The 24,475-nt window shown below is 34.3% G+C and carries 21 protein-coding genes; 5 read left to right on the top strand and 16 right to left on the bottom strand.

Annotated elements, in window-relative coordinates; translation table 11 throughout:
* Positions 1 to 16: 16 nt before the first annotated feature.
* From miaA to P278_RS06585, 8 genes are read right to left on the bottom strand one after another with little or no spacing between them, the layout of a single operon-like run.
* Complete coding sequence (miaA, locus tag P278_RS06620; RefSeq protein ID WP_038264077.1) at positions 17 to 928, bottom strand: tRNA (adenosine(37)-N6)-dimethylallyltransferase MiaA; 912 nt, start codon at positions 926 to 928, stop codon at positions 17 to 19.
* Positions 929 to 948: 20 nt separating this feature from the next.
* Complete coding sequence (locus tag P278_RS06615) at positions 949 to 1,770, bottom strand: ion transporter (RefSeq protein WP_038264074.1); 822 nt, start codon at positions 1,768 to 1,770, stop codon at positions 949 to 951.
* Positions 1,771 to 3,756 carry a DUF3857 domain-containing protein gene (locus P278_RS06610; RefSeq protein ID WP_038264071.1) on the bottom strand — a complete coding sequence of 662 codons (1,986 nt, stop codon included), beginning with the start codon at positions 3,754 to 3,756 and terminating at the stop codon, positions 1,771 to 1,773. It abuts the gene before it with no gap.
* 7 nt (positions 3,757 to 3,763) lie between these two features.
* The gene (locus tag P278_RS06605; RefSeq protein WP_082436120.1) at positions 3,764 to 5,149 is read right to left on the bottom strand and encodes an exonuclease domain-containing protein; all 1,386 of its coding nucleotides are present in this window, start codon (positions 5,147 to 5,149) and stop codon (positions 3,764 to 3,766) included.
* A 4-nt stretch (positions 5,150 to 5,153) separates the two neighbouring features.
* Complete coding sequence (locus P278_RS06600; RefSeq protein ID WP_038264069.1) at positions 5,154 to 5,813, bottom strand: YggS family pyridoxal phosphate-dependent enzyme; 660 nt, start codon at positions 5,811 to 5,813, stop codon at positions 5,154 to 5,156.
* Positions 5,814 to 5,827: 14 nt separating this feature from the next.
* Positions 5,828 to 7,063: a DUF1015 domain-containing protein gene (locus P278_RS06595; RefSeq protein WP_038264068.1), complete on the bottom strand. Its 1,236-nt coding sequence runs from the start codon at positions 7,061 to 7,063 to the stop codon at positions 5,828 to 5,830.
* An 18-nt stretch (positions 7,064 to 7,081) separates the two neighbouring features.
* Positions 7,082 to 7,969, bottom strand: a complete 888-nt coding sequence (locus tag P278_RS06590) for a 3-hydroxyacyl-CoA dehydrogenase family protein (protein ID WP_038264065.1) — start codon at positions 7,967 to 7,969, stop codon at positions 7,082 to 7,084.
* Between the two features lie 54 nt (positions 7,970 to 8,023).
* Positions 8,024 to 8,983, bottom strand: a complete 960-nt coding sequence (locus P278_RS06585) for a Gfo/Idh/MocA family protein (protein WP_038264063.1) — start codon at positions 8,981 to 8,983, stop codon at positions 8,024 to 8,026.
* Between the two features lie 230 nt (positions 8,984 to 9,213).
* Between P278_RS06585 and P278_RS06580 the strand changes: the two genes are divergently transcribed.
* Positions 9,214 to 9,855 (top strand): protein-L-isoaspartate(D-aspartate) O-methyltransferase, encoded by a 642-nt coding sequence (locus tag P278_RS06580; RefSeq protein WP_038264061.1) that lies wholly within the window; start codon positions 9,214 to 9,216, stop codon positions 9,853 to 9,855.
* A 264-nt stretch (positions 9,856 to 10,119) separates the two neighbouring features.
* Here P278_RS06580 and smpB read toward each other — a convergent pair whose 3' ends face one another.
* From smpB to clpB, 4 genes are all read right to left on the bottom strand, one after another.
* On the bottom strand, positions 10,120 to 10,578 hold the full coding sequence (smpB, locus tag P278_RS06570; protein ID WP_038264055.1) for an SsrA-binding protein SmpB: 459 nt from the start codon (positions 10,576 to 10,578) through the stop codon (positions 10,120 to 10,122).
* A gap of 61 nt (positions 10,579 to 10,639) precedes the next feature.
* A complete protein-coding gene (gene deoD / locus P278_RS06565; protein WP_038264053.1) occupies positions 10,640 to 11,338 on the bottom strand; it encodes a purine-nucleoside phosphorylase in 699 nt (232 codons plus the stop codon).
* An 11-nt stretch (positions 11,339 to 11,349) separates the two neighbouring features.
* Positions 11,350 to 12,000: a deoxyribose-phosphate aldolase gene (deoC, locus tag P278_RS06560; RefSeq protein WP_038264049.1), complete on the bottom strand. Its 651-nt coding sequence runs from the start codon at positions 11,998 to 12,000 to the stop codon at positions 11,350 to 11,352.
* 70 nt (positions 12,001 to 12,070) lie between these two features.
* Positions 12,071 to 14,677, bottom strand: a complete 2,607-nt coding sequence (gene clpB, locus P278_RS06555) for an ATP-dependent chaperone ClpB (RefSeq protein ID WP_038264046.1) — start codon at positions 14,675 to 14,677, stop codon at positions 12,071 to 12,073.
* Between the two features lie 144 nt (positions 14,678 to 14,821).
* Here clpB and ytxJ point away from each other — a divergent pair, with 144 nt between their 5' ends.
* Complete coding sequence (ytxJ, locus tag P278_RS06550) at positions 14,822 to 15,211, top strand: bacillithiol system redox-active protein YtxJ (RefSeq protein ID WP_038264044.1); 390 nt, start codon at positions 14,822 to 14,824, stop codon at positions 15,209 to 15,211.
* Between the two features lie 33 nt (positions 15,212 to 15,244).
* Here the strand turns inward: ytxJ and P278_RS06545 are convergent, their stop codons facing one another.
* The 3 genes from P278_RS06545 to P278_RS06535 all read right to left on the bottom strand — a co-directional run bounded on the left by P278_RS06545 (position 15,245) and on the right by P278_RS06535 (position 17,657).
* A complete protein-coding gene (locus P278_RS06545) occupies positions 15,245 to 15,733 on the bottom strand; it encodes an acyl-CoA thioesterase (protein WP_038264041.1) in 489 nt (162 codons plus the stop codon).
* A 44-nt stretch (positions 15,734 to 15,777) separates the two neighbouring features.
* Positions 15,778 to 16,377, bottom strand: coding sequence for a TetR/AcrR family transcriptional regulator (locus P278_RS06540; protein ID WP_038264039.1), 600 nt, complete (start codon positions 16,375 to 16,377; stop codon positions 15,778 to 15,780).
* Between the two features lie 95 nt (positions 16,378 to 16,472).
* Complete coding sequence (locus P278_RS06535; RefSeq protein WP_038264036.1) at positions 16,473 to 17,657, bottom strand: hypothetical protein; 1,185 nt, start codon at positions 17,655 to 17,657, stop codon at positions 16,473 to 16,475.
* 287 nt (positions 17,658 to 17,944) lie between these two features.
* On the opposite strand from P278_RS06535, the gene P278_RS06530 reads away from it, so the two are divergent.
* A complete protein-coding gene (locus tag P278_RS06530) occupies positions 17,945 to 20,449 on the top strand; it encodes a glycoside hydrolase family 9 protein (RefSeq protein WP_038264034.1) in 2,505 nt (834 codons plus the stop codon).
* A 32-nt stretch (positions 20,450 to 20,481) separates the two neighbouring features.
* Here P278_RS06530 and fahA read toward each other — a convergent pair whose 3' ends face one another.
* On the bottom strand, positions 20,482 to 21,780 hold the full coding sequence (gene fahA, locus P278_RS06525) for a fumarylacetoacetase (protein WP_038264030.1): 1,299 nt from the start codon (positions 21,778 to 21,780) through the stop codon (positions 20,482 to 20,484).
* 111 nt (positions 21,781 to 21,891) lie between these two features.
* Here fahA and glyA point away from each other — a divergent pair, with 111 nt between their 5' ends.
* Both glyA and P278_RS06515 read left to right on the top strand, forming a co-directional pair.
* Positions 21,892 to 23,166, top strand: a complete 1,275-nt coding sequence (glyA, locus tag P278_RS06520; RefSeq protein ID WP_038264029.1) for a serine hydroxymethyltransferase — start codon at positions 21,892 to 21,894, stop codon at positions 23,164 to 23,166.
* Between the two features lie 81 nt (positions 23,167 to 23,247).
* Positions 23,248 to 24,474, top strand: a complete 1,227-nt coding sequence (locus P278_RS06515) for a glycosyltransferase (RefSeq protein WP_038264027.1) — start codon at positions 23,248 to 23,250, stop codon at positions 24,472 to 24,474.
* Position 24,475: the final 1 nt, after the last annotated feature.

Genomic DNA, 24,475 nt, shown 5'->3' with positions numbered 1-24,475 from the left:
TTTTATACAGGCTTTTTTATTTTTCCATTTCAATTTTTTCGATGATTTCCTTTAAAGGAATATTAAAATCGAACCATAAAGTATTTTCATTGCGATTGAACCATGTTAGTTGTCTTTTTGCAAATCTTCTTGTATTCTTTTTTACTTCTGATATTGCGAATTCTTTTGTGTATTCTCCTTCGAAGTATTTAAAAAGCTCCTTGTAACCTACAGTTTGTAATGCATTTAATTTTCTGTATGTAAATAATCTTTTTGCTTCTTCTATTAGCCCATTTTCAATCATTATATCAACTCTCTTATTAATTCGATCGTAGATGACCTCTCTGTTTGCGGTAAGCCCCACTACAATAGATTTAAAAGGTCTTATTACTTTCTTCTGGTTTAAAAATGAAGAATAAGGTTTGTTACTGGCAATACAAATTTCAAGAGCTCTAATAACTCGTTGTGGATTTTGGATGTCCATTTTTTCATAATGTACAGGGTCTAATTCTTTTAACCTTACTTGAAGTGCTTCGATGCCTTGATTTTCATACAGTTTGTTTAGTTCAGTTCTTATGTGTTCCGGGACTTCAGGAAACTCGTCGAGCCCTTTTATAACAGCATTTACATATAATCCACTACCTCCGGCCATTACAACAACATTATTGTCTTTAAACAAGGAGCTAAGTTTTAGGATAGCATCTCTTTCAAAATCTCCAACAGAATAAGAGTCAAAAATACTAATATGCTGTATAAAGTGATGTTGCGCCTCGTTCAATTCTTTTTCCGAAGGTACAGCCGTTCCGATATACATTTCTTTAAAAAACTGCCTGGAGTCACATGATAGTATCTCCGTATGATAATGTTTCGCTAATTTTATGGCTAGACTCGTTTTACCAATGGCAGTCGGTCCAACTACCGTAATTAGGTACTTTTCGGGTTCTTTCACTAAATGAAGGTTTATATTAATTAAAGTTTATGTCCACACTTATGACAAAAATTAGCGCTATCCTGATGTCCCTCTGTGCCACAATTTGGACAGGCTTGTGTATTCAAATGAAGCTGTTTTCCCTGTTTGGCAAACTCAACAGTTACGATACCTGTGGGTACAGCAATAATTCCATAACCTAAAATCATAATAATGGTAGCGAAGAATTGACCAAATGATGTTTGTGGTGCAATATCACCATAACCTACAGTGGTAAGTGTAACTATGGTCCAATAAATGCTTCTTGGGATACTGGTGAAACCAGACTCTTCACCTTCAATTAAATACATTATCGTACCCAAAATAATTGAAACTACCAATACTGTATAGATAAAAACTGTTATTTTGGTTCTACTGTTTTTTAGAGCCTTTTTTAATTGTGAAGCCTCTCCTAAAAATCGAACTAATTTTAATACCCTGAAGATTCTTAGCAGGCGAAGTGCTCTTAGAGCTAATAATGCCTGTGAACCGGCTATTATGTATGATAAATATAAAGGAACTGTAGATAGGAAATCAATGATTCCATAAAAGCTAAAAATATATTTACCGGGTTTTTTTATCGAAATAATTCTTAAAATATATTCTATTGTAAATAAGATAGTTATAATCCATTCTGCTGTTAAAAGGATATAATGGTATTCACTGTCGATGTCATTTACGCTTTCAAGCATCACTAAAATGATGCTAAAAATAATGATAGCAATTAAGACTACATCAAACAGTTTTCCTGCAGGAGTGTCTGCTTCATAAATTACTTCATGCAGCTTTTTTTGCCATGTTTTGGTATTTTCCGTTCCAGACAATTATTTAGTTGGTTTTAATTTGAATATTAATGGTTGGTTGTTTTGTAAAAATACTAACTCAGCAAATAACTGCTTTAAGCCTTCGTATTCATAACTCTCATAGTTAGATTTTTCTAACCTTAAATTATTATTGATTACAATCTTATTATTGTTTTTTGAAACTTTATATATCATATATCCCTTATCCTCTGCTAATTTTAATCCTTTACTTTCAGGTAAATTTTCAATTAAACATTGTTCAGGGAAATTAATAATTACAGCATAATCAGCATAAAAAGGGTAACCAAAGTCAACTGGATAAAGGCGTTCATTTAGGTTGAATGGATTTTCTTTTATTCGATCTATAATAAATGGATTTAATAGCAGTTTGGTGTAGTTTAATTCTTCGGTAGATTGTATATCATATTCTTCTATCAAAGCTTTTTCCAAGGCTCCTTCATTACGAGTAATGTAATTAGTAATATTATAAAATCCTTCATTGTCTAACTCGCTTTGAATTTCATTCGAAATATCTTCATTAGATCTATTTCTTATTTCATTCCGCCTGTTAAGTCCCTTGTATCCTTTATAAATCCTCCTTATTTTTGCAGTTATCTGATTGTCTTTTGCAATATTGATGCTTAAGGTAGTCTTTATCTCAGATGGATTAGTTATCCTTATGTCATACCAATAGCTATTATTTTCTAAGTCAAAAACCCTACCGTACCCATTCAAAGTTTTAAATGGGATCATTCCAAAGGACATGTTTTTATTAGTGATATCCAGTAAATAACTTTTATTATTATCGTTAAGTTTAACTACCAGGTAATTAAAGTCCGATATTACCGGGTGTAATTTGGTAGGCAATCCATGTTCTCTTGTGGATAATAACATGAACTCGGCATCAAAACCTGCAGCTTTTAAAAAATTTAAGAGTATCAGGTTTAATTCTGTCGAACTCCCAGATTTCTGATCAAATGCATCTTTTACATCGATAGCGCTGAATAATGAATTTTTATTATTCCAAAAAAGATCACTTTGAAGCCAATAATATAATTGCTTCGCTTTATCAATCCCATTAGCGTTACTTTTAGTTATTTCATTAGGAATTAGTTTTTCGAAATAGTTTTCTTTTTTTGCCTGACTACCTATTTCTATATCTGATTTAAATTCTTTATCGGTGTCTTTCCAAGATTTAGTGTAACGATCTACTTGTCCTTGAAAATCTTCAAAAGATTCTAATTCATAATCTATAGCGGAAAGATAATTATATTTGGAAATCATATAGTCCTCTTCCTTGAAGGCAGGAATATCTTTCATGACATATGTGTTTAAAATACAATCAGCACTTCCGACTCCTTGAAAGTAAAAGCAGTCTTTTTTAATGTCGCTTTCATGAATACTCAATTTCAATGGCCCCTTTAACATGATGTTGTACTTGTAATTAGCAGGAATTGAAGTAGAATATTCGCTATAAACTTTTGGTATATCCGACTGAAACTTCCATGAATTAAAGTTGAAGAAAAACGGAGATTCAATTACATAGCGATAATCAATGACAGCACCAATCTGAACATTGGGTACAGTAAATTTAAGAAGGTCATAATACTCATTGTAATCTTCTAAATGGACGTCATTATTATTTAGGGATCCAGTAGTTCTGTCCGGATTTATCACTACCGCATGTACTTCTCTAAAGATCTCCTTGCTTTTGGATGATTGTGATTTATATAATGGAATTTCGATAGTAGCCTTGTCTAATCCTTTTTTATTCAAAATTTTTATCCTAACCAGATATTCTGTAATCAATTTTACTCGATCGTATCTGTTTTTGTCTATTTTGGAAAACCCTTTTTCCATTATAATAACGGCAGAAGCTGTTGAATCTTTGGGATATTCTTTCATTTCCAGAAGATTAAAAGGAATATCTCCAAAGGATGTTTCTTTTTGAGAGTGACAAAAATTATTAATTATTATAATCAGGAATAAAAAGAATCTAAGCTTCATTAAGGAGTTATTTTTCTGTGATTAATTGTATAATTTTAACTCCTTTTTTCTTTCTCAAGTAGCTTTGAATAATATGTTTGGCATCAGCGTTATTATCCATAGGAGTAATTACTTTCTGCAATATATGAATATTATTTAATTGAAAATTAAGGTTGTAGAATCCTACACCTTTAAACAAGCCTCCTTCTATAAGTACAGCACTTCGCTCATCAATCTCTCTACCTTTATCAATTAAAACCATATTTTTATGAGGGTAACTATATTTATTGATTGCCATTATAACACGTTCATTATACTTTTCGGCATCTTCTTTTTGAATACAAGCCCCGATACATTTTTTGATTGTATAATTGAAACAATGGCTTTTGGCATCTGACAAGCCATTTAGTTTATTACACAAACTAAACTCTTCGGTTAGTTTGTATAGTGTGTTTTTGGCTTCATGAATACTGGTGAATGTAGTGATAGGATTACCTTTAGGTTTTATTTTTTCAATGTGCAAAGTGATATAACCTTCAGGATTCATATCTTCAAATAAGCCATATGAAAATATTTTTCTCTTGCGTGACCTGTTAAAATGTGGTTGATTTAACTTGATTTCTTCATTTTCTTTCAGAAGTGCAATTAACTCGCTACCTGTTTCCTCATAAGTAACTGCTGAAACTTCTTTTTGTAATGCTCTTGCTTTTTTTGAACTTCCGGTAAAGTGTTGATTTACTCTTTTTCTAATGTTTTTACTTTTTCCTATATAAATCACTCTGCCATCACTTCTATGTATATAATAGACACCTGTGGAAGATGGGAGTTCATCAACAATATTCAATAACTTAGGGGTTAATAGTGTATTGCTACTGTTCTTAACCGACTCTTCAAGAATGTTTTTAGACTTGTCCTTAGCTAGTAATAATTTAAATAATTTCAAGGTAGCCTGAGCATCACCACTTGCTCTATGGCGATCACTGACAGGAATTCCCAGTGATCTTGCTAATTTGCCTAAACTGTACGAAGCCTGTCCGGGGATTAACTTTTTGGAAAGTTCCACAGAGCATAAAGTATTTCTTTCAAAATCAAAACCTAACTGTTTGAACTCATTCTTTAAAACACGGTAATCAAATTGGGCATTATGTGCAACCAGAATACAATCATTTGTAATTTCAACAATTCTTTTCGCAACCTCATAAAACTTAGGTGCGGTTGTAAGCATTTTGTTATTGATCCCGGTAAGGTTAACCACAAATGGTTGTATTGCCTTTTCAGGATTCACAAGACTAATAAATTGATCGGTTACTTTATGACCATTAAACCTGTATATGGCAATCTCTGTAATCCCTTCTTCATTATATTGTCCTCCAGTTGTTTCTATGTCGAGTATTGCGTACAATTGATTTTTAATTTGGTTATTTATAATTCCGTTCTCCAAAGATGTTACTTCCTATTCGAACCATGGTGCTTCCTTCTTCTATTGCAATTTCATAATCACCACTCATACCCATAGAAAGAATTTCTAATCCCGGTAAACGACTTTTTTGGGTTTCAAATATTTCTTTAAGATATGAAAATTCTTTTCTTACTTGTTCTTTATTGTTTGTAAATGTAGCCATTCCCATAAGTCCAACGATTTTAACATTGGTCATACTTAGATATTCGTTGGAGGTTAAAAGGCTATTTAATTCGTTTTCATCCAAACCAAATTTGGTGTCTTCTTTGGCAATATGAATCTGGAGTAAGCATTCAATAATTCTATTGTGTTTCTTAGCCTGTTTTTCAATTTCTTTGAGGAGTTTTAAACTATCTACCCCATGAATTAAATGTACGTATTCGGCCATGTACTTCACCTTATTCCTTTGAACATGACCAATCATATGCCATTGAATATCTTTAGGAAGTTCTTCCCACTTTTGAGTCATTTCTTGGATTTTATTTTCACCAAATACTCTATGACCAGTATTGTAGGCTTCCAAAATATCACGGTTCGGTTTGGTTTTGGAAACCGCAACTAAAGTAATGTCTTTGGGAAGCTTTGATTTTAATTGAGATATATTTTCAGAAATACTCATTAAAACAGTTAAATTTAAAATTCATAAATTGTAAGTCCACTTCTTAACTTAGGTTCTATATATGTGCTTTTTGGAGGCATTTTCAGGCCTTCTTCAGCAATAAGCTTCATTTCATCAATTGTAACCGGAAGCATACTAAAGCCAACCTTAAACTTTCCTTTATCTATTAAATCTTTCATCTTTAAAGAATGCTGATTCCCATATCCATAAGAGATACGTTTATTGTTCCGTAAATCGGAAATTCCTAATATAGGCTCTAATATTGTTTTGTACAAGATTTGCGTATCCAAAGTGCTTAAAGCATCACTAAAATTATAAACTGATTTTCGTAAATAGAGTGAATAAAAATCGTCGTCTAAATACATAGAAAAGTGATGTTTTTTAGTAGGTTGATATAATTCTTCTCCTCGGTTTTCTATCCTATAAAATTCGTCAAGTTTTATTAAAAACTCTTCTTTGGTAAGTCCGTTAAGGTCCTTAATCATTCTATTGAAATCGGAAATCCTTAATTCTGATTCAGGAATCATATAACTTAGGAAATAATTATAAGCCTCATTTCCTGTTTGGTTATTATCTTCCGAACGCAATTCTTTAGCTAAAAGGGAAGAAGAAGCCGAGCGATGATGTCCGTCAGCTATATATAATGTTTTTATTTTTTTAAATTCTCTTCGAATGGTTTCTACATCATCTTTTTTATTTATAAGCCAAAACCGATGTACTGATTTGTCAGGAGTAGCAAATTCATATTCAGGTCTCTGGGATGTTGTTTTTTTAATTACTAAAGCAATATTATCATTATCCGGATAGGTGAGTAATACTGGCTCTGCATTAAAGCCAACTGTTTTTAGATAATCTTTAAATAAGACCTCTCTTCGCTCAATGGTATCTTCATGTTTTTTAATAATATTATTATCATAATCCTCAATACTGGCACCGGCAAAAACACCACAGAAGGAATGATCTCTTGTGTTTAGCTGGTAAATATAAAAAGAGGGTATTTCATCTTTAATAAAGGTATCATCTTCCTTAAATTCTAAATAACGATTACGCACTAATTTAAAACGTTCAACACCAGACACTTCATGCTGAAATTTATACCCAGGATTGATAATATGTAAAAAGGAGAAAGGGTTAAATCTTAATTGCGCTTTCAATTCTTTTCGAGAGTAATCTTCATAAGACCTGGAAGCAACCAATCCAACCTTATCTCGTGATGGGCGAACAGCTTTAAAAGGAATTATTTTCGCCATAGTTTTTGATAAGAATTATTATAGAAACATTTTCGATATATTTTCAGCCTTTCTACTTTCGGAATAATCGTAGAATCCTTCTCCGGACTTCACACCTAATTTTCTGGCAGTAACCATATTAACTAATAATGGACAGGGAGCGTATTTAGGGTTTTTAAATCCATCATACATAACATTAAGAATTGACAAACATACATCCAGGCCAATAAAATCGGCCAATTGAAGAGGCCCCATTGGATGCGCCATTCCTAGTTTCATAACGGTATCGATCTCTTTTACTCCTGCGACACCATTATACAAGGTTTCAACAGCTTCATTTATCATAGGCATTAAGATACGATTTGCAACAAAACCGGGATAATCGTTTACTTCAACAGGGACTTTGTTTAAGTTTTTCGAAATTTCCATTATGGTGTTGAGAACCTTATCAGAAGTGTTGTACCCTTTTATAACTTCAACGAGTTTCATAATCGGAACAGGATTCATAAAGTGCATTCCGATTACATTTTCAGGCGTATCTACAACTGCAGCAATTTGTGTAATGGAGATTGACGATGTATTCGTAGCCAGAATTGTATCAGGTCTACATAAGTTATTTAAGTCTTTAAATATTTTGAGTTTGAGTTCCTTGTTTTCAGTAGCAGCTTCAACAACCAAATCCGAATTTGAAACCCCCTCTTTAAGATCTGTTAGGGAAGTGATATTATTTAAGGTGTTGTTTTTGTCATCCTCAGAAATAGAACCCTTTGTAACCATCCGATCCAAATTCTTAGTAATGGTAGTAATTCCTTTTTCCAAAACTTCCTTAGATAAATCTACCAGGTTAACCTTATAACCGAATTGAGCGAAGGTATGGGCAATTCCGTTTCCCATTGTTCCAGCACCAATAACTGTTATGTTTTTCATAGTCTAAATAATTTCAAAGTGTGTGTTAAGTATATTAGTTATATAAGTGTGTTTTTAAAAAGAATTTATAATATCGTGAGCCACTTTTAAAGCCTCTGTACCATGTTCTAATGTTACAACTGGATCAGTATTATTCTGGATGGCCTTAGCAAAGGTTTCTAGTTCATCTAAGATTGCATTATTGATAGATACCTTTGGGTTTTCAAAGTAAATTTGCTTTTTAAGTCCTTCAGCATTTTGAAGGATAAGGGCAAATTCATCTGGATTTTTAGGAGCATCTTTCATTTTAACAACTTCAACCTTTTTCTCAAGAAAGTCTATGGATATGTATGCATCACGTTGAAAGAAGCGTGATTTTCTCATGTTTTTGAGTGAGATTCTGCTCGCCGTCAAATTAGCGACACAACCATTTTCAAATTCTATTCTCGCATTGGCAATATCCGGAGAGTTACTAATAACAGATACTCCACTGGCATTAATACTTTTTACTTTTGAGTTTACCACACGTAAAATAATATCTATATCATGTATCATTAGATCAAGCACTACCGGAACATCAGTGCCTCTCGGATTAAATTCGGCAAGACGATGCGTTTCAATAAACATTGGATTTTCAATTTTATCCTTAACCGATAAAAATGCAGGATTAAATCGTTCTACATGTCCTACTTGTCCTTTAACTCCATATTCTTTAGCAAGCTTAATGATCTCATAAGCCTCTTCTACTGAGTTGGCTATTGGTTTTTCTATGAAAATATGTTTTTTCTTTGAAATTGCTTTAAGAGCACAATCGTAGTGAGAAAGGGTAGGGGTTACAATATCCACAACATCTACCGCATCAATCAATTCTTCAATGGAACCAAAACTTTTATATCCGAACTCTTTGGCAACCTTTTGCGCATTTTTTTCGTTTGGATCATAAAACCCTACTAATTCGTATTTTTCAGATTGGTTTAACAGTCGCAAGTGAATCTTGCCCAGGTGTCCAGCACCTAGTACTCCGGCTTTAAGCATAGAATTGTGTTTTTAACAAAAATAAGGTTATTGACCGAGATTGCCAATGGTTTATAAAATTAAAGGAAGTAACCCTAAAGTCTTTTTAATAGATGCCTCTTAAGAATCGCCTTAAAAGCATATAGCTACAGGTAAGGATAGGCTTTAATCTAATAATAAATGTTAAATAGCAATATTTTTAAGTAAATAATTTTGAGTGTAACTTTGCATTTCTAATAATAGTGAACCCCGTGAAAGATACTCATAAGCATAAAGGTATGCGCAACAAACTAACTGAAGTAGTTGCGGCAAAAGGTATTAAAGATTCAAAGGTATTGGCTGCCATAAAAAAAATTCCCAGACATTTATTTATGGATAGCAGTTTTGAAGATCATGCCTATCAGGATAAAGCTTTTCCTATTGCTGCCGATCAAACAATTTCACAGCCTTACACAGTTGCGTTTCAAACAGAATTGTTAGATGTATCTCCGGGGGATAAGATATTAGAGATAGGAACAGGAAGTGGTTATCAAACGGCCGTGCTTTTAGAAATGGGGGCAGCGGTATATTCTATAGAAAGACAAAAGGAACTTTTTAAAAAAACGAATATTTTTCTTCCTAAACTGGGGTACAGGCCTAAAAGGCTCATTTTTGGGGACGGATATAAGGGGCTGCCTAATGAAGCACCTTTTGATGGTATTATTGTTACTGCTGGCGCTCCTTTTGTGCCTAAACCTCTTTTGGCTCAGTTAAAGGTAGGGGGGAAATTAGTGATTCCTGTCGGACAAAATGAGCAAGTGATGACATTGTTTACCAGAACTTCTGAAAAGGAATTTGAGAAAAAGGAGTTAGGTCAGTTCAGATTTGTTCCATTATTAGGAGACAAGAATTAATTAGATCTTTTAATAAGCATTTTCTTTTTTGTAAATTGAAGCATAATTAAGAATTATGTTTATAAATGCTTACATATCGATTTTATCAATTTTGCATCAGGCGCCACAAGAAATCCCAAAAGAATCTGATAGTGAACCAGTGGATTTCACTGATTTTGATAATATATTGATTTATATTATCATACCAATTTTGATTTTCATTCTGTATTTTGCCTGGAGACAAATGAAAAAACGAGAAAGAGATAGGAGGAATAGGCATTAAACTTATCGATATGCCTTTTTGATTCTGTCTAAGTTTCGCTTATTATCTCTGTCTTTAATGGTTTCACGTTTATCGTGAAGTTTTTTACCCTTGGCGAGAGCTATTTGCATTTTAGCTAAACCACGGTCGTTAAGAAATAGCTTTAGAGGAACGATGGTTAGGCCAACATTTTTAACTTCTTTGTGAAGTTTTCGTAACTCCCTTTTATTTAACAGTAGTTTTCGCTCACTTCTCGGTTTGTGGTTATAGTGGGTGCCATGCACATACTCCTCAATATACATATTAATTACAAAAAGCTCTCCGCGTTCATTAAACTCACAGAAACTTTCCGCTATCGACGCTTTTCCCATACGGATTGACTTTATTTCCGTTCCGGTAAGAACAATACCAGCAACATATTTGTCCAGGATTTCGTATTCAAAACGTGCTTTTTTATTTTGTATGTTGATCTTATTTTGCATAGGAGAGCAAAAGTAATAACAATTATGGAATATCCCATCTCATTTATTAAGATGAGTGTTATTAAATACAATCAAGAGCTATTTCCACCATGTCATGTAATGATGTCTCCCTGTCTTCAGTGGATGAACTCTCATGAGTTACCAAGCTGTCAGAGATTGTTAAAATTGATAATGCCTGAACATTGTATTTAGCAGCAATGGTATATAAGGCTGCGGTTTCCATTTCAACGCATAAGACACCATATTTTGCCCATTTCTTATAATAATTAGAATTGTCCTGATAAAAAACATCACTTGTGAGAACATTCCCTGCTTTTACGTTAATGCTTTTGTTTTTAGCAACAGTATAAGCATTCAGTAAAAGATCAAAGTTTGCAGTAGGAGCATAGTCTTCAGCATTAAAAGTAAATCGGTTGATACTACTATTGGTAGAAGCAGACATTGCTAAAACTACATCTCGGATTTTTATATGAGACTGATAGGAGCCTGCAGTGCCTACTCTAATAAGTTTTTTGGCTCCATATTCATTAATGAGTTCATTTACGTAAATACCTATAGAGGGGATGCCCATTCCAGTACCTTGTACAGAAACACGTTTTCCTTTGTATACACCCGTGTAGCCATACATACCACGTACTTCGTTATAAAGTTTAGGGTTATCAAAAAAGGTTTCTGCAATCCATTTTGCCCTCAGCGGATCACCGGGTAAAAGTATATTTTCAGCAATATCTCCATTAGTTGCACCAATATGAACACTCATCAGTATTAGGTTTATAAATTAATTTTCTTTACTATCCGGATACCATTTGAAGTACCTATTCTATCTACTCCAAGATCGATATATTCTTTTGCCGTATTGTAATCTTTGATTCCTCCCGAAGCTTTTAATTTTGCTTTACCATTTATTGCTTTTTTCATAAGCTTTATATCGGAATAGGTAGCACCTCCTGTTCCAAATCCTGTTGATGTTTTTATAAAATCAGCTCCGGCATCGATAGCAATTTTACAGGCGGTGGTCTTTTCTAAATCCGTAAGGTAACAAGTTTCTATAATAACTTTAAGCGTATGTCTTTTTAATACATTCCTAATAAATGATATTTCTTGAAGAACTTCAGAATGCTTACCGCTTTTAAGGCCTCCTATATTTATGACCATATCAATTTCATCTGCACCATCTTCAATAGATTGTTCTGCCTCGTAGACTTTGCTTTTGCCACTCATGGCTCCTAATGGAAAGCCAACAACTCCACAAATTGCAACCTCTGAATCCCTCAGAAGTTCTTTAGCTAAATGAATGTATGCTCCATTAACACATACTGAAAAGAACTTATAAATATCTGCCTCATGACATAACTTTTCGATATCATCGAATGTTGCGGTTGGTTTAAGAAGCGTATGATCGATGTATTTGTTTAATTCCATATAGTAAATATAAGGAATAGATAGTCGTTGAAATAAAAAAAAGCAGCGTTTTACGCTGCTTTTTTTAGTATTAATTCTCCACCAAATCGGATTGATTTCTGAAGACAAGTTGATCGTCAAATTCATCCAGTAAAATAATACTTTCTATGTGAATTTTACCACTGAGAATTTCTTTTGATAACTCGTTCAGGACATCCTTCTGTATGACTCTTTTAACAGGTCGGGCGCCAAATTGAGGGTCGTATCCCTTTTTAGCTAAATATTCAATAGCTTCTTCTGTAGCGTCTAACGTAATGTTTTGTTTGGCTACCATTTTGAAAACATTTTTTAATTGCAATCTTACTATATCCTTAATATTAGCCTCAGATAGTGGAGTGAACATAATGATGTCATCAATTCTATTTAAAAATTCAGGTCGGACCGATTGTTTAAGCAAACCAAGAACTTCTATTTTAGCAGATTCTGTTGCCGATTCAATATCTTTTACTGCATCGAACTTTTCTTGAATTATGTGGCTACCTAGATTACTCGTCATAATGATTATAGTATTTCTAAAATCAGCAAGGCGTCCTTTGTTATCCGTTAGTCTTCCTTCATCTAGTACCTGTAACAAAATATTAAATACATCGGGATGTGCTTTTTCAATTTCATCTAATAAAACTACGGAATATGGCTTGCGTCGTACTGCTTCGGTTAATTGTCCACCTTCGTCATATCCAATATATCCTGGAGGGGCCCCAACCAATCTACTTACAGAGTGACGTTCTTGATATTCGCTCATATCAATTCTAGTCATGGCAGACTCGTCATCAAAAAGGTACTCTGCTAATGCCTTCGCCAGTTCCGTTTTACCGACACCGGTTGTACCTAAAAACAGGAATGAGCCAATAGGTTTTTTAACATCTTGTAGTCCAGCACGACTTCTTCTGATCGAATCAGAAACTGCTTGTATGGCTTCATCTTGGCCAACAACTCTTAGGTGAAGTTCATCCTCAAGTTTGAGTAATTTTTCGCGTTCACTTTGAAGCATTTTTGAAACAGGGATCCCCGTCCATTTAGCAACAACTTCTGCAATATCCTCACTGGTGACTTCTTCTTTGATAAGGGCACTTCCATCGCCTTGTGTTTCATCTAATTGTTTTTGGAGTTGTTCTAGTTTTTCAGTGGCCTCTTTGATTTTCCCATATCGTATTTCAGCGACCTTACCATAATCACCGTCGCGCTCAGCTTTTTCAGCCTCTAATTTGAAACTTTCGATTGCTTCTTTGGCATTTTGAACCTCGTCAACAACATCTTTTTCAGCTTGCCATTTTGCAAAAATCTCATTCCGTTCTTCTTTTAGGTTTGCTAAATCAGCATTTAAGCTTTTGAGTTTAGCCTCATCTTTTTCCCGTTTAATAGCTTCTATTTCGATTTCAAGCTGCATGATTTTTCGGTCTAGAACATCAAGTTCTTCAGGTTTCGAATTAATTTCCATTCTAAGTTTAGAAGCCGCTTCATCCATCAGATCAATAGCCTTGTCTGGTAAAAACCTGTTGGTAATATATCGTTGTGATAATTCAACAGCAGATATTATGGCATCATCTTTTATTCGAACTTTATGATGGGTTTCGTACTTTTCTTTAATACCTCTCAAAATTGAAATAGCGCTTTCTGTATCAGGTTCATCAACCATTACCTTTTGAAAACGACGCTCAAGTGCTTTGTCTTTTTCGAAGTACTTTTGATACTCATCCAATGTAGTAGCACCAATAGCTCTTAATTCTCCACGTGCTAATGCAGGTTTAAGTATATTAGCTGCATCCATTGCTCCTTCGCCACCACCTGCGCCAACAAGGGTGTGAATTTCATCGATAAACATTACTATATCTCCTTCAGCTGAAGTAACCTCTTTAACAACTGATTTTAAACGTTCTTCAAATTCCCCCTTGTATTTTGCCCCTGCAATTAAGGCTCCCATGTCTAGTGAGAAAATTTGCTTATCCTTTAAGTTTTCAGGAATATCCCCTTGTACAATTCTGTGGGCCAAGCCTTCAGCGATAGCAGTTTTGCCTACTCCAGGTTCACCAACTAACATTGGGTTATTTTTTGTGCGTCTGGATAGAATCTGTAATACACGACGGATTTCTTCATCACGACCAATTACTGGATCTAGTTTACCATCGTTGGCTAACTGATTCAGGTTTTTAGCATATTTGTTGAGAGCATTATAAGTTTCTTCCGCACTTGCTGAGGTTACACGTTCACCTTTTCGAAGTTCTTCAATAGCACTTTTTAACCCTTTTTCGGTAACACCCTGATCTTTTAGAATCTGGGCAATTTTACTTTTCGATTTAAAAATTGCAATTATAAGGTGTTCAACGGATACAAATTCATCGTTCATTTTCTTGGCAATAATGCTGGCTTCATTTAATGCTGTCCCAGCATCTCTCGATAACATCATGTCTTGGCCACTTACCTTGGGAAAACTATTTAAGGTGCTATCTAATATTTGATTAAGAAGTACGACATTGACATTCAATTTCTTTAATAGAAAAGGGAGCACATTTTCATCAACTTCTGAAAGTCCCTTGAAAAGGTGTTCATTTTCTATTTGTTGATGGCCATAACCTTGAGCAATTTGCTGCGCACGTTGTATGGCTTCCTGCGATTTTATTGTATAATTGTTAAAGTTCATTTTATATTATTTTTGTTGCGTTTAAATCTTTTGATTTGTAGTTGTCAATTCTTGTTCCGTATTATATATCGAGACAAAATGACTTGATTATATAAGATTTAACGGACAAAATGACATTAATAATGCTTTTAATTTAGATCAGAAATGAACCTTTTCGATAAAATATTTGGGAGTACTAGCAAAGATAGTGAGAATTCTGATGTGCCCTGGAATAGTTTAGTGCATATTAATGAGATAGAGAATCTGGTGGAAGAATCATACAAAATGCCTATAGCGGTATTTAAACATAGCACTCGTTGTGGTATTAGCAGGATGGTTTTAAACAGCTTTGAAAAGCAATATGGATTAAAAAAGGAAGATGCTCAATTATATTTTTTAGACTTGTTGCGATTTAGAGATGTTTCTGATGCTCTGGCAAATCGTTTTCATATAAGGCATGAAAGTCCACAATTGTTGGTGATTAAAGAAGGTCAAATAGTACATCATGCCTCGCATGGAAGCATTAACGCTTCAGCAATTGAGGCATTCATTTAGTATATTTTTAAGCTTTAAAACAGCTCTTCCTTGTTAATTTACTTTCTGAAGTCTAAAATTCAAATGTCTTTCTTCAAAAGTATTTTCCTTTATAGGACTGACAACTTCTTTAAAAAGATTCATGAAGGTTTCAGAGTGTACATTTACTTGATTTGATGTTAGGTTAAAATGCACAAAGTTCATCCATGCCAAAGATTTTAAAATGGTTTTGTCTTTGTTCCACATTTTTGCCTCAACAGTTAGGTCTTTATTAGAATACCTTATTAGTTCGGTGGTAATAATGATTTTTTCCATCGTAAATACAGGTTTTAAATAAGCCAATTGACTGCTACTAACAACCCATCCAAGTTTGTCTTCTCGTATGATCTTAAAGATATCTATATTATAATATTTTAATAATTGATCTTCCCGGGCATTAATAAAGTAGTCAATGTATCTGCCATTATTCAAATGATTAAATGGATCGCAATCTTGAAATCGTATTTTCGTTTGACTTTCTAAAGTAACTGGTAGTTTGTTCATAATATTGATTTTATACCAAATGGTATATTTTTATGTAAAAAAAATCATTTTTTCCAATGAGTTAATATCGTTTCCCTTAAAGAATTCGTAGCTACATCCAGGTATTTAGGATCATTCATGGTTGAGGTCATGAAAATAGCTCCTTCAATTGTGCTGAATATTTGTTTAGCACAGTTTCCTGGGTTAAGATCAGGTTTAAGTTCTCCTTTTCCCATACCTTCTGCTACCATTTCCATAATACTGAATTCCATTTTTGAAATTGTATTTTTTACTTTTTTTAATAATCTTTCATTTTGATTATTTGCATCGACACCTATGTTGAGAATAGGGCAACCTCCAAGGTTTTTTGACAATTCATAATATTTTTTATAAAACTCAATTAATAAGAGCAATTTTTTAATTGGTGAGTTTGTTACATTAATATGCTCACTGATTAGTCCAAGTACTTTTTTTATATTATATCTGAAAGCTTCGTAGGCTAATTCTTCTTTATCAGAAAAATTGCCATAAATAGCTCCCTTTGTTAAACCGGTAGCTGATGTAATTTTGTGCATACTTGTAGCAGCGTAGCCATGTTTATTAAAAATAGGGGCTACGGTTTCAATTATAAAAGCAGTTGTTTTTCCCGATTTTGTATAGGTCATTAGGTAAAGTATATTTTTCAAAGTTACAAAAATATACCATTTGGTATATTTTTAAATAAATAAAAGGCATTCAATAGATGAACGCCTTTTATTTATTAGTTAAATTTTTGTTTTGAAACTATAGATTTTAATGTTGCTTTTAAATCTTCACCGGCATTATAAACCATCTCTTCATTACTAGGGAAACCAATCCTACGTAATTCAAGTAATGGTAATAATGAGTTGTCGAGAGCTCTTCTATCTCCCTTGTATGTTGCGAAGCGGTGTTCAAACTTATAACCGCTTGCTAAAGGATAAGAATTTAAGGTTTGTTTTGTTTGCGATTCTTTAAAATCAACATCTCCTATAACCTCTACAAATTTTGATTGTGTGAATTCATAAAAAACGCATCGAACTGTTTTGAAATTGTCTATTTTTATGAAGTTACCCAAGCTGTCTTTTAATTTATTACCATTGTTATCGGTAGCATATTTCCATCCGTCTTTGATTTGCTTTTCTTTTATGATCTCCCGTTCCTTAATTTGTTCAGGAGAGATATTGATTTGTTTAAAAGCAAGGTCCATGGTATAGTCATAACTTAACTCTGGTTGTGGATTGCTATGATAAATTGTCCAAAAATCATTAATTCCGTATGAGTTAAAGCTTAGTAGGTCTTCTTCCAGTTTTTTTGGAATCACCATGTCAGTATCGTTGTATAATGCAACTTCTACAAAATCTGTACCCTTGTTATGCGCTTCCTCCATTTTGTTCAGAACGTCTTTATAATTTGGATTGATACGGTTCAGGTATTCAAAATCTTCGTAGGCAACGCGGAAATCCTGTTTGTTTTTTCCTGTCTTAAGTAGTTTACTAGCTTTACTGTATAGGTAATCTGCTGTTCTATTTTTAAAACCAATGATTTCATCCGAGTAATCATTAAACTTAAACTTGGCATCTCGGCCTTCTTCAGTAATATATAGCGGAAGAAGTGGTTTTATGCGTTGTTGCCTTTGTTTTAGTTTTTCATAAGCCTCATAAATAACCTCGTAATTTTCAGGGTTATTTTCTTTAATAAGAAATTTGATTTGGTCTAAATCTCTAACCTTAGCCTTTGCATATGCATCTTCAAGCATTATGATGTATGGCTGATTTGATTTTTTGGATTTATTGTCCCTTAATTCGGTGATAGCCAGGTTTATTGCGCTATCGTAATTACCAGTGTTAATTGCTTCTTGCGTTTTCTTTACGCCACTACAAGCGATTGTAAAAATGAAAATCAGTAAGAGTAATAGTTTCTTCATAAGTTAAGTTTTTGCGGTTTATGATCACTAAATCAATCATAATGCCAAAAATATAAAAAGCCTATGATTTATGTTGAAGGTTAGTGGTCAATTTGTTTGGAAAAAAACACATTTTTATTTTTAAGAGATGATCTAAATTACTTCACTATGGCGGATTTTTCATAATTCCGTATGCGTAAATGATACGTTTGCAAATGTTTATAATTACAGATGTCAACTTACACTTAAAGAAATATTTGTCTTATATTCATAGTGGTTATTTAATTTGATCACTAAAATTATCATACATGAAATCGAGTTTTCTGGTTTGCATAGCATCAATTCTTTGTTTATTTCCGTGCTGCAATGTAAACAACAATAACAGAGCCTGGATAAGAATTAACAACTTGGGTTATCAACCAGACGCTATAAAAATAGCTGTTTTAGGTTCTGAGGGAATTGAACCTGTAACAAAATTTTCTTTAGTTAATGCGTATACAGATTCGGTGGTTTACACGTCTAATGAGATAAAAGAAAAGGGGATGTTTGGACCTTTTAAATCTTCTTTTAGGCTTGATTTTTCTAAATTTAAAACGTCAGGAATGTATTATTTAAAAGTAGGGTCTACAAAATCACCTGTTTTTAAAATTGACGATAATGTATATGAAGGAACAGCTGACTTTCTTCTAAAATATATGCGTCAGCAGCGTTGTGGGTATAATCCATTTTTAACAGATTCTTGTCATTTAGACGATGGTTTTATTGTTTATCACCCGACAAAATCGGGTGAGCGAATAGATGTGACGGGAGGTTGGCATGATGCTTCGGATTATTTGCAATATACTACTACTTCAGCAAATGCAATTTATCAGCTACTTTTTGCTTATCGTGAAAATTCAATGGTTTTCGGAGATGAGTTTCAAGAGAATGGTTTACCGGGATCAAATGGGGTTCCAGATGTTATTGATGAGGCGAAGCATGGAATGGATTGGCTTCAAAAAATGAATCCTTCACCGGATGAGTATTATAATCAAATAGCTGATGATCGAGATCATGCAGGGTATCGTTTACCAAATGAAGATACGGTTGTTTACAGCGAAAAATATAAAGGTCGACCCGTATATCTTGCTTCTTCGAAGCCACAAGGGTTAGGAGTGTTTAAAAACCGATCTACCGGCGTTGCCTCTACAGCAGGAAAGTTTGCATCTTCTTTTGCTTTAGGAGCAGACGTTTTATCAGTGTTTTATCCAAAGTATGCTAAAGATTTAAAAGAAAGATCCATACGGGCATATACCTATGGTAAAACTCATCCTGGGGTAAGTCAAACTGCTCCATGTAAGGCTCCATATTTTTATGAAGAAGAGAACTGGAAAGATGATATGGAATTAGCGGCAGCAAGTTTATTTAAGTTTACAAAAAAGCTTGATTACAAAATCGACGGATTAAATTATGCTATCAGTGAGCCCGTTTCTCCCTGGATTGGACGAGATAGCATAAGACATTATCAGTATTATCCATTTTTAAATGTAGGACATTATGAGATGGCATCGATCTCAAGTAAGGATAATAAAGAGTTGTTGAGTGACTTTTACCGGAAAGGTCTTAAAATGATTTATGAACGTGCTAAGGATAGTCCGTTTTTAGTAGGTACACCTTTTGTTTGGTGTTCCAACAATTATGTTACCGCAGCGGTAACCCAATGTCTCTTATATAAAAAGCTAACCGGAGACGAATCATTCGATGAGATGGAGGCAAGCTTAAGAGATTGGCTTTTTGGGTGTAATCCATGGGGAACTACCATGATCGTTGGATTGCCTAATACGGTAGACTCACCAGAAGATCCCCATTCATCCTTTAAAGTTTTAAAAAAATATCAAACCTATGGAGGGTTAGTTGATGGACCGGTGTATGGCTCAATATATAATAGCCTCATAGGTCTTGAATTATACAATAAAGATGAATATGCCGATTTCCAATCGGAGATGATGGTGTACCATGATGATGCAGGAGATTATTCTACTAATGAACCAACAATGGATGGGACCGCTAGTCTGGTGTATTACTTATCTTCTCTTGAAAAACATGGAATGAAAGGAAGAAAACGTAGCCGTAATGTGTTAGATAATTCCGGAGCTATTGTACGGGGGAGAACATCTCGTAAAAAACTGACATTAATTTTTAGCGGACATGAATATTCTGACGGAGTTGAAACTATACTCAAAACATTAAAAAAACATCGTGTAAAAGCTTCTTTTTTTTTAACCGGTGAGTTCTATAAAAACAAAGCTAATAAAGATTTCATTGAAAAGGCAATGGCGGAGGGACATTATATGGGAGCACATTCAGATAAACATTTGCTATACAATGATTGGTCTGATGAAAAAAAAATATTAGTAAAACATGACCAATTTACGGTTGATCTGATCAATAATTATATCGCAATGGAAAAGTTTGGGATTTTGAAAAAAGATGCGACTTACTTTTTACCTCCCTATGAATGGAATAACAATATTATTACCCAGTGGGCAATTCAGCAGGATATACAAATTATTAATTATACAAGGGGAACTTTGATGCACGCTGATTATACCATTCCAAATACGAAACAATATCGATCTAGTGAAGAAATTTTCAATTCCGTTAAAGATTTTGAAAAAAGGGAGGGACTTAATGGGGCTATTTTGTTAAGTCATTTGGGGAGCCATCCAGCTCGAACAGATAAGTTTTATAACTCTTTAGATAACTTAATTGTATTGTTGAAAGACCGTGGATATGTTTTTGAGTCACTTTCTAGTCTGCTGGGTTCAAAATAAAAAAAGAGGTCGAAAGACCTCTTTATGTTTAATTAAGATTTTTTCCCTTTTTTAGGGTCAAATGGGGGTAAAAGTTTAGAACTTACTTCACCGAATCCAATTCTGTAATCTTTATTTTTGCAATAACCTCGCATGGTTATGGTATCACCATCTTCTATAAATTTACGTTCACTACCATCCTTGAGTTTGATGGGGTTCTTACCGGCCCAGGTAAGCTCCAGCATGGAACCATATGAATCTGGGGTAGGTCCGGAAATGGTGCCACTGGCCATCATATCACCGCTGTTTACTTTACATCCATTTACGGTGTGGTGAGCAAGTTGTTGTGCCATGTTCCAGTACATGTACTTAAAATTACTTTTAGTGATCGTTAGTGCCTCTCCATTTTCAGGAATTAAATCTACCTCAAGGTTAATGTCAAAGCTTTTTTTACCGCTTGACTTTAGATATGCTAAAGGTTCAGGGTTTTGTTCTGGTCCTTTAACTCTGAACGGCTCCAAGGCATCAATCGTTACTATCCAGGGAGACATGGAAGAGGCAAAATTTTTAGCAAGAAATGGTCCTAACGGAACGTATTCCCATTTTTGAATATCCCTGGCGCTCCAGTCATTGAAAAGCACCATTCCAAAAATATAGTCCTCAGCTTCGTCAACCGGAATAGGCTCGCCTAAAAGGTTTGCATCTGTTGTAATAAATGCCATTTCTAATTCAAAATCTACCCTTTGAGATGGACCATAAACAGGCTCACTACTACCCAACGGCAAAGTTTGTCCCATAGGTCTGCGTACCGGAATCCCTGAAGGTATTATAGAAGAACTTCTTCCGTGATAACCTACAGGAATATGAAGCCAATTGGGTAATAAAGCATTATTAGGGTCTCTAAACATAGTACCCACATTGGTGGCATGTTCTTTACTGCTGTAGAAATCAGTATAATCACCAATTTGTACAGGTAATTGCATTTCTATTTCATCGAGATCGAATAGTACGATTTTACAATGTTCCTTGTTATTTTGTAGTTCTTGGTTGTTTTTTTCGAATAACTCAGAGATTCTATTTCTAACCAATCTCCATGTTTTTTTTCCATCAGATATAAAATCATTTAATGAATCTTGTAGAAATATATCGTCAGTTAATGGGATGTTTTCAAAATACCCTAACTGGTGTAAGGCACCAAGGTCAATAGCTTTATCACCAATACGTGTACCGATAGTGATAACATCGTCACGGGTTAGGAAAACACCAAATGGAATATTTTGTATAGGAAAGTCGGAGTCTTGTTTTACAGAGATCCAAGATTGTTTTTTTGGGTCGTTTGCAGTGTGTGGCATGACAAATTTGTTTATTATTGTTTAATAAATAATGATTCAAAGGTATTATTTTCAACTAATTTACCAATCTATTTTTTATTTTTGGGCTTTATTTAACGAAAGACTATTATAATGCAACGCGACGAACAAATTTTTGATTTAATTCAAGCTGAAAAAGAGCGACAAATACATGGTTTAGAACTTATAGCATCTGAGAACTTTGTAAGTGAGCAAGTTATGGAGGCTGCAGGTTCTGTACTGACTAATAAATACGCCGAAGGATATCCTGGCAAGCGTTATTACGGAGGGTGTGAAGTTGTTGATGAAGTAGAGACTATAGCTATTGAAAGGGCAAAGGAATTATTTGGTGCTGAGTGGGTAAATGTTCAGCCACATAGTGGTTCTCAAGCTAACACCGCTGTATATGCTGCTTGTTTGAAACCGGGGGATAAAATTCTGGGATTTGATCTTTCTCATGGTGGTCACCTTACGCATGGATCACCTGTAAATTTCTCAGGTAAATTATATCAACCTGTTTTTTATGGAGTAGAGAAGGAAACAGGAATTTTGAATTATGATAAAATTGAGGAAATAGCAGAGAAAGAGCAGCCTAAAATGATTATTGCAGGTGCTTCTGCTTATTCTCGCGATATAAATTTTAAAAGGTTCAGAGCCATAGCAGATAAGGTAGGAGCTTTATTAATGGCAGATATTTCGCATCCGGCAGGACTTATTGCTAAAGGAGTATTAAGCGATCCTATTCCTCATTGTCATATTGTAACAACTACTACACATAAAACGTTGCGCGGACCGCGAGGTGGATTGATTATGATGGGTAAAGATTTTGAGAATCCATTCGGTATTACCTTGAAAAATGGCAAACCAAGAATGATGTCTTCGTTATTGGATAGTGCCGTGTTTCCTGGTAACCAAGGAGGTCCTTTAGAGCACATAATTGCAGCTAAAGCAATTGCGTTTGGAGAGGCATTAACAGATGAATTTTTGCATTATATCATTCAGGTGAGAAAAAATGCTCAGGCAATGGCTAAATCTTTTGTAGAAAAAGGTTATGATCTTATTTCTGGAGGTACAGATAATCATTTAATGCTAATTGACCTTAGAAATAAGGATGTCACTGGAAAGCAAGCCGAAGAAGCGCTGGAAGAAGCTGGAATTACAGTGAATAAAAATATGGTTCCATTCGATGATAAAAGTCCTTTTGTAACTAGTGGAATAAGAATTGGAACTGCAGCAATCACCACCAGGGGATTGAAAGAAGAGGATATGGCAACAGTGGTTGGACTGATAGATGAAGTTGTTACGAATATTGATGATAACGAGGTTTTATCTTCAGTGAAAAACAAAGTAAATGAACTGATGAAAAACTATCCATTGTTTCAGGCATAAATAGTTTTTTAAATAATAGGAAAAAGCCTTAATCGTTGTGGTTAAGGCTTTTTTTATTAGATTTCAAATAAATTATAGCGCATGTCAACAATTTTGATAATAGGCTATGTTTGGCCGGAGCCTTCCTCTTCAGCTGCAGGTAGTAGAATGATGCAGCTTATACGTTTTTATCAGGCGCAAGGGATGCAGGTTGTTTTTTGTTCTCCTTCACAGAAAACCGGTAATGAGGTTGATCTAAGCCATCTGGGAGTCATGTCAGAAAAGATTGAACTTAATAATTCATCCTTTGATGACTACATTAAATCCGTAGATCCTGATATTGTTATGTTCGATAGATATATGATGGAAGAGCAATTTGGTTGGCGGGTTTCAGAAATTTGTCCTTCGGCATTACGAGTTCTTGATACAGAGGATTTGCATTTTTTGAGGAAAGCACGTCATCAAGCATTTAAAACAGGTACTGAAGCGGACCTTTATGAAGGAGATTTGGTATTGCGAGAATTAGCGAGTATTTACAGATCAGATCTTACCCTGATTATATCAGAGATTGAGTTTCAATTGTTAAAGAATGTCTTTAATGTGCCGGAAGATTTGTTATTGTATATTCCATTTATAGAGAAAAAATTAAATGAATTGAATACCGATTCATGGGTAGCGTATGAACGGCGAGAACATTTTATGTTTATCGGTAATTTTTTACATGCACCCAATTGGGATGCTGTCCTCAATTTAAAGCAAAATATTTGGCCATCTATTAAAAAACAATTGCCTAAGGCTGAGCTGCATATTTATGGAGCCTATGCCTCACAAAAAGTGTATGACCTGAACAATAAGAATGAAGGCTTTTTAATTAAGGGGAGAGCCAAGAATGTTCAGGAAGTAATGCAACAAGCCAGGGTATGTCTTGCGCCCTTACGCTTTGGGGCCGGATTAAAAGGGAAGCTGATAGATGCAATGCGGTATGGTACACCAAGTGTGACCACAAGTATAGGGGCAGAGGGCATAAATGAAGACATCGAATGGAGTGGGTTTGTTGAAGATGAATCTAAATTTTTTGTTGAGAAAAGTATTGAATTGTATCTTAATAAAGAGCAGTGGATACGCTCCCAGCAAAAGGGGATGGAAATTATAAACAGCAGGTTTGAATTCGATCTTCATTTTAAAAACTTCGACCTTAAAATTCAAGAAAAATGCATAAACCTGAGTAAAGATAGAAAGAATAACATCATTGGACGGATGCTGAATCATCAAACAATGTTGTCGTATAAGTATATGGCCAAGTGGATTGAAGAAAAGAACAAAAACTAGT

Origin of the sequence: Zhouia amylolytica AD3, assembly GCF_000511935.2 — a bacterium.
GTDB lineage: Bacteria > Bacteroidota > Bacteroidia > Flavobacteriales > Flavobacteriaceae > Zhouia > Zhouia amylolytica.
Note: the sequence above shows the minus strand (reverse complement) of the source record. Positions and strands in the feature narration are given on the sequence as shown.

Coding starts and splice junctions, on each gene's coding strand:
- P278_RS06610 (WP_038264071.1), bottom strand. CDS start 3,756: ATGAAGCTTAGATTCTTTTTATTCCTGATTATAATAATTAATAATTTT.
- P278_RS06600 (WP_038264069.1), bottom strand. CDS start 5,813: ATGAGTATTTCTGAAAATATATCTCAATTAAAATCAAAGCTTCCCAAA.
- P278_RS06595 (WP_038264068.1), bottom strand. CDS start 7,063: ATGGCGAAAATAATTCCTTTTAAAGCTGTTCGCCCATCACGAGATAAG.
- P278_RS06590 (WP_038264065.1), bottom strand. CDS start 7,969: ATGAAAAACATAACAGTTATTGGTGCTGGAACAATGGGAAACGGAATT.
- P278_RS06585 (WP_038264063.1), bottom strand. CDS start 8,983: ATGCTTAAAGCCGGAGTACTAGGTGCTGGACACCTGGGCAAGATTCAC.
- smpB (WP_038264055.1), bottom strand. CDS start 10,578: ATGCAAAATAAGATCAACATACAAAATAAAAAAGCACGTTTTGAATAC.
- deoD (WP_038264053.1), bottom strand. CDS start 11,338: ATGAGTGTTCATATTGGTGCAACTAATGGAGATATTGCTGAAAATATA.
- deoC (WP_038264049.1), bottom strand. CDS start 12,000: ATGGAATTAAACAAATACATCGATCATACGCTTCTTAAACCAACCGCA.
- clpB (WP_038264046.1), bottom strand. CDS start 14,677: ATGAACTTTAACAATTATACAATAAAATCGCAGGAAGCCATACAACGT.
- ytxJ (WP_038264044.1), top strand. CDS start 14,822: ATGAACCTTTTCGATAAAATATTTGGGAGTACTAGCAAAGATAGTGAG.
- P278_RS06545 (WP_038264041.1), bottom strand. CDS start 15,733: ATGAACAAACTACCAGTTACTTTAGAAAGTCAAACGAAAATACGATTT.
- P278_RS06540 (WP_038264039.1), bottom strand. CDS start 16,377: ATGACCTATACAAAATCGGGAAAAACAACTGCTTTTATAATTGAAACC.
- P278_RS06535 (WP_038264036.1), bottom strand. CDS start 17,657: ATGAAGAAACTATTACTCTTACTGATTTTCATTTTTACAATCGCTTGT.
- P278_RS06530 (WP_038264034.1), top strand. CDS start 17,945: ATGAAATCGAGTTTTCTGGTTTGCATAGCATCAATTCTTTGTTTATTT.
- fahA (WP_038264030.1), bottom strand. CDS start 21,780: ATGCCACACACTGCAAACGACCCAAAAAAACAATCTTGGATCTCTGTA.
- glyA (WP_038264029.1), top strand. CDS start 21,892: ATGCAACGCGACGAACAAATTTTTGATTTAATTCAAGCTGAAAAAGAG.
- P278_RS06515 (WP_038264027.1), top strand. CDS start 23,248: ATGTCAACAATTTTGATAATAGGCTATGTTTGGCCGGAGCCTTCCTCT.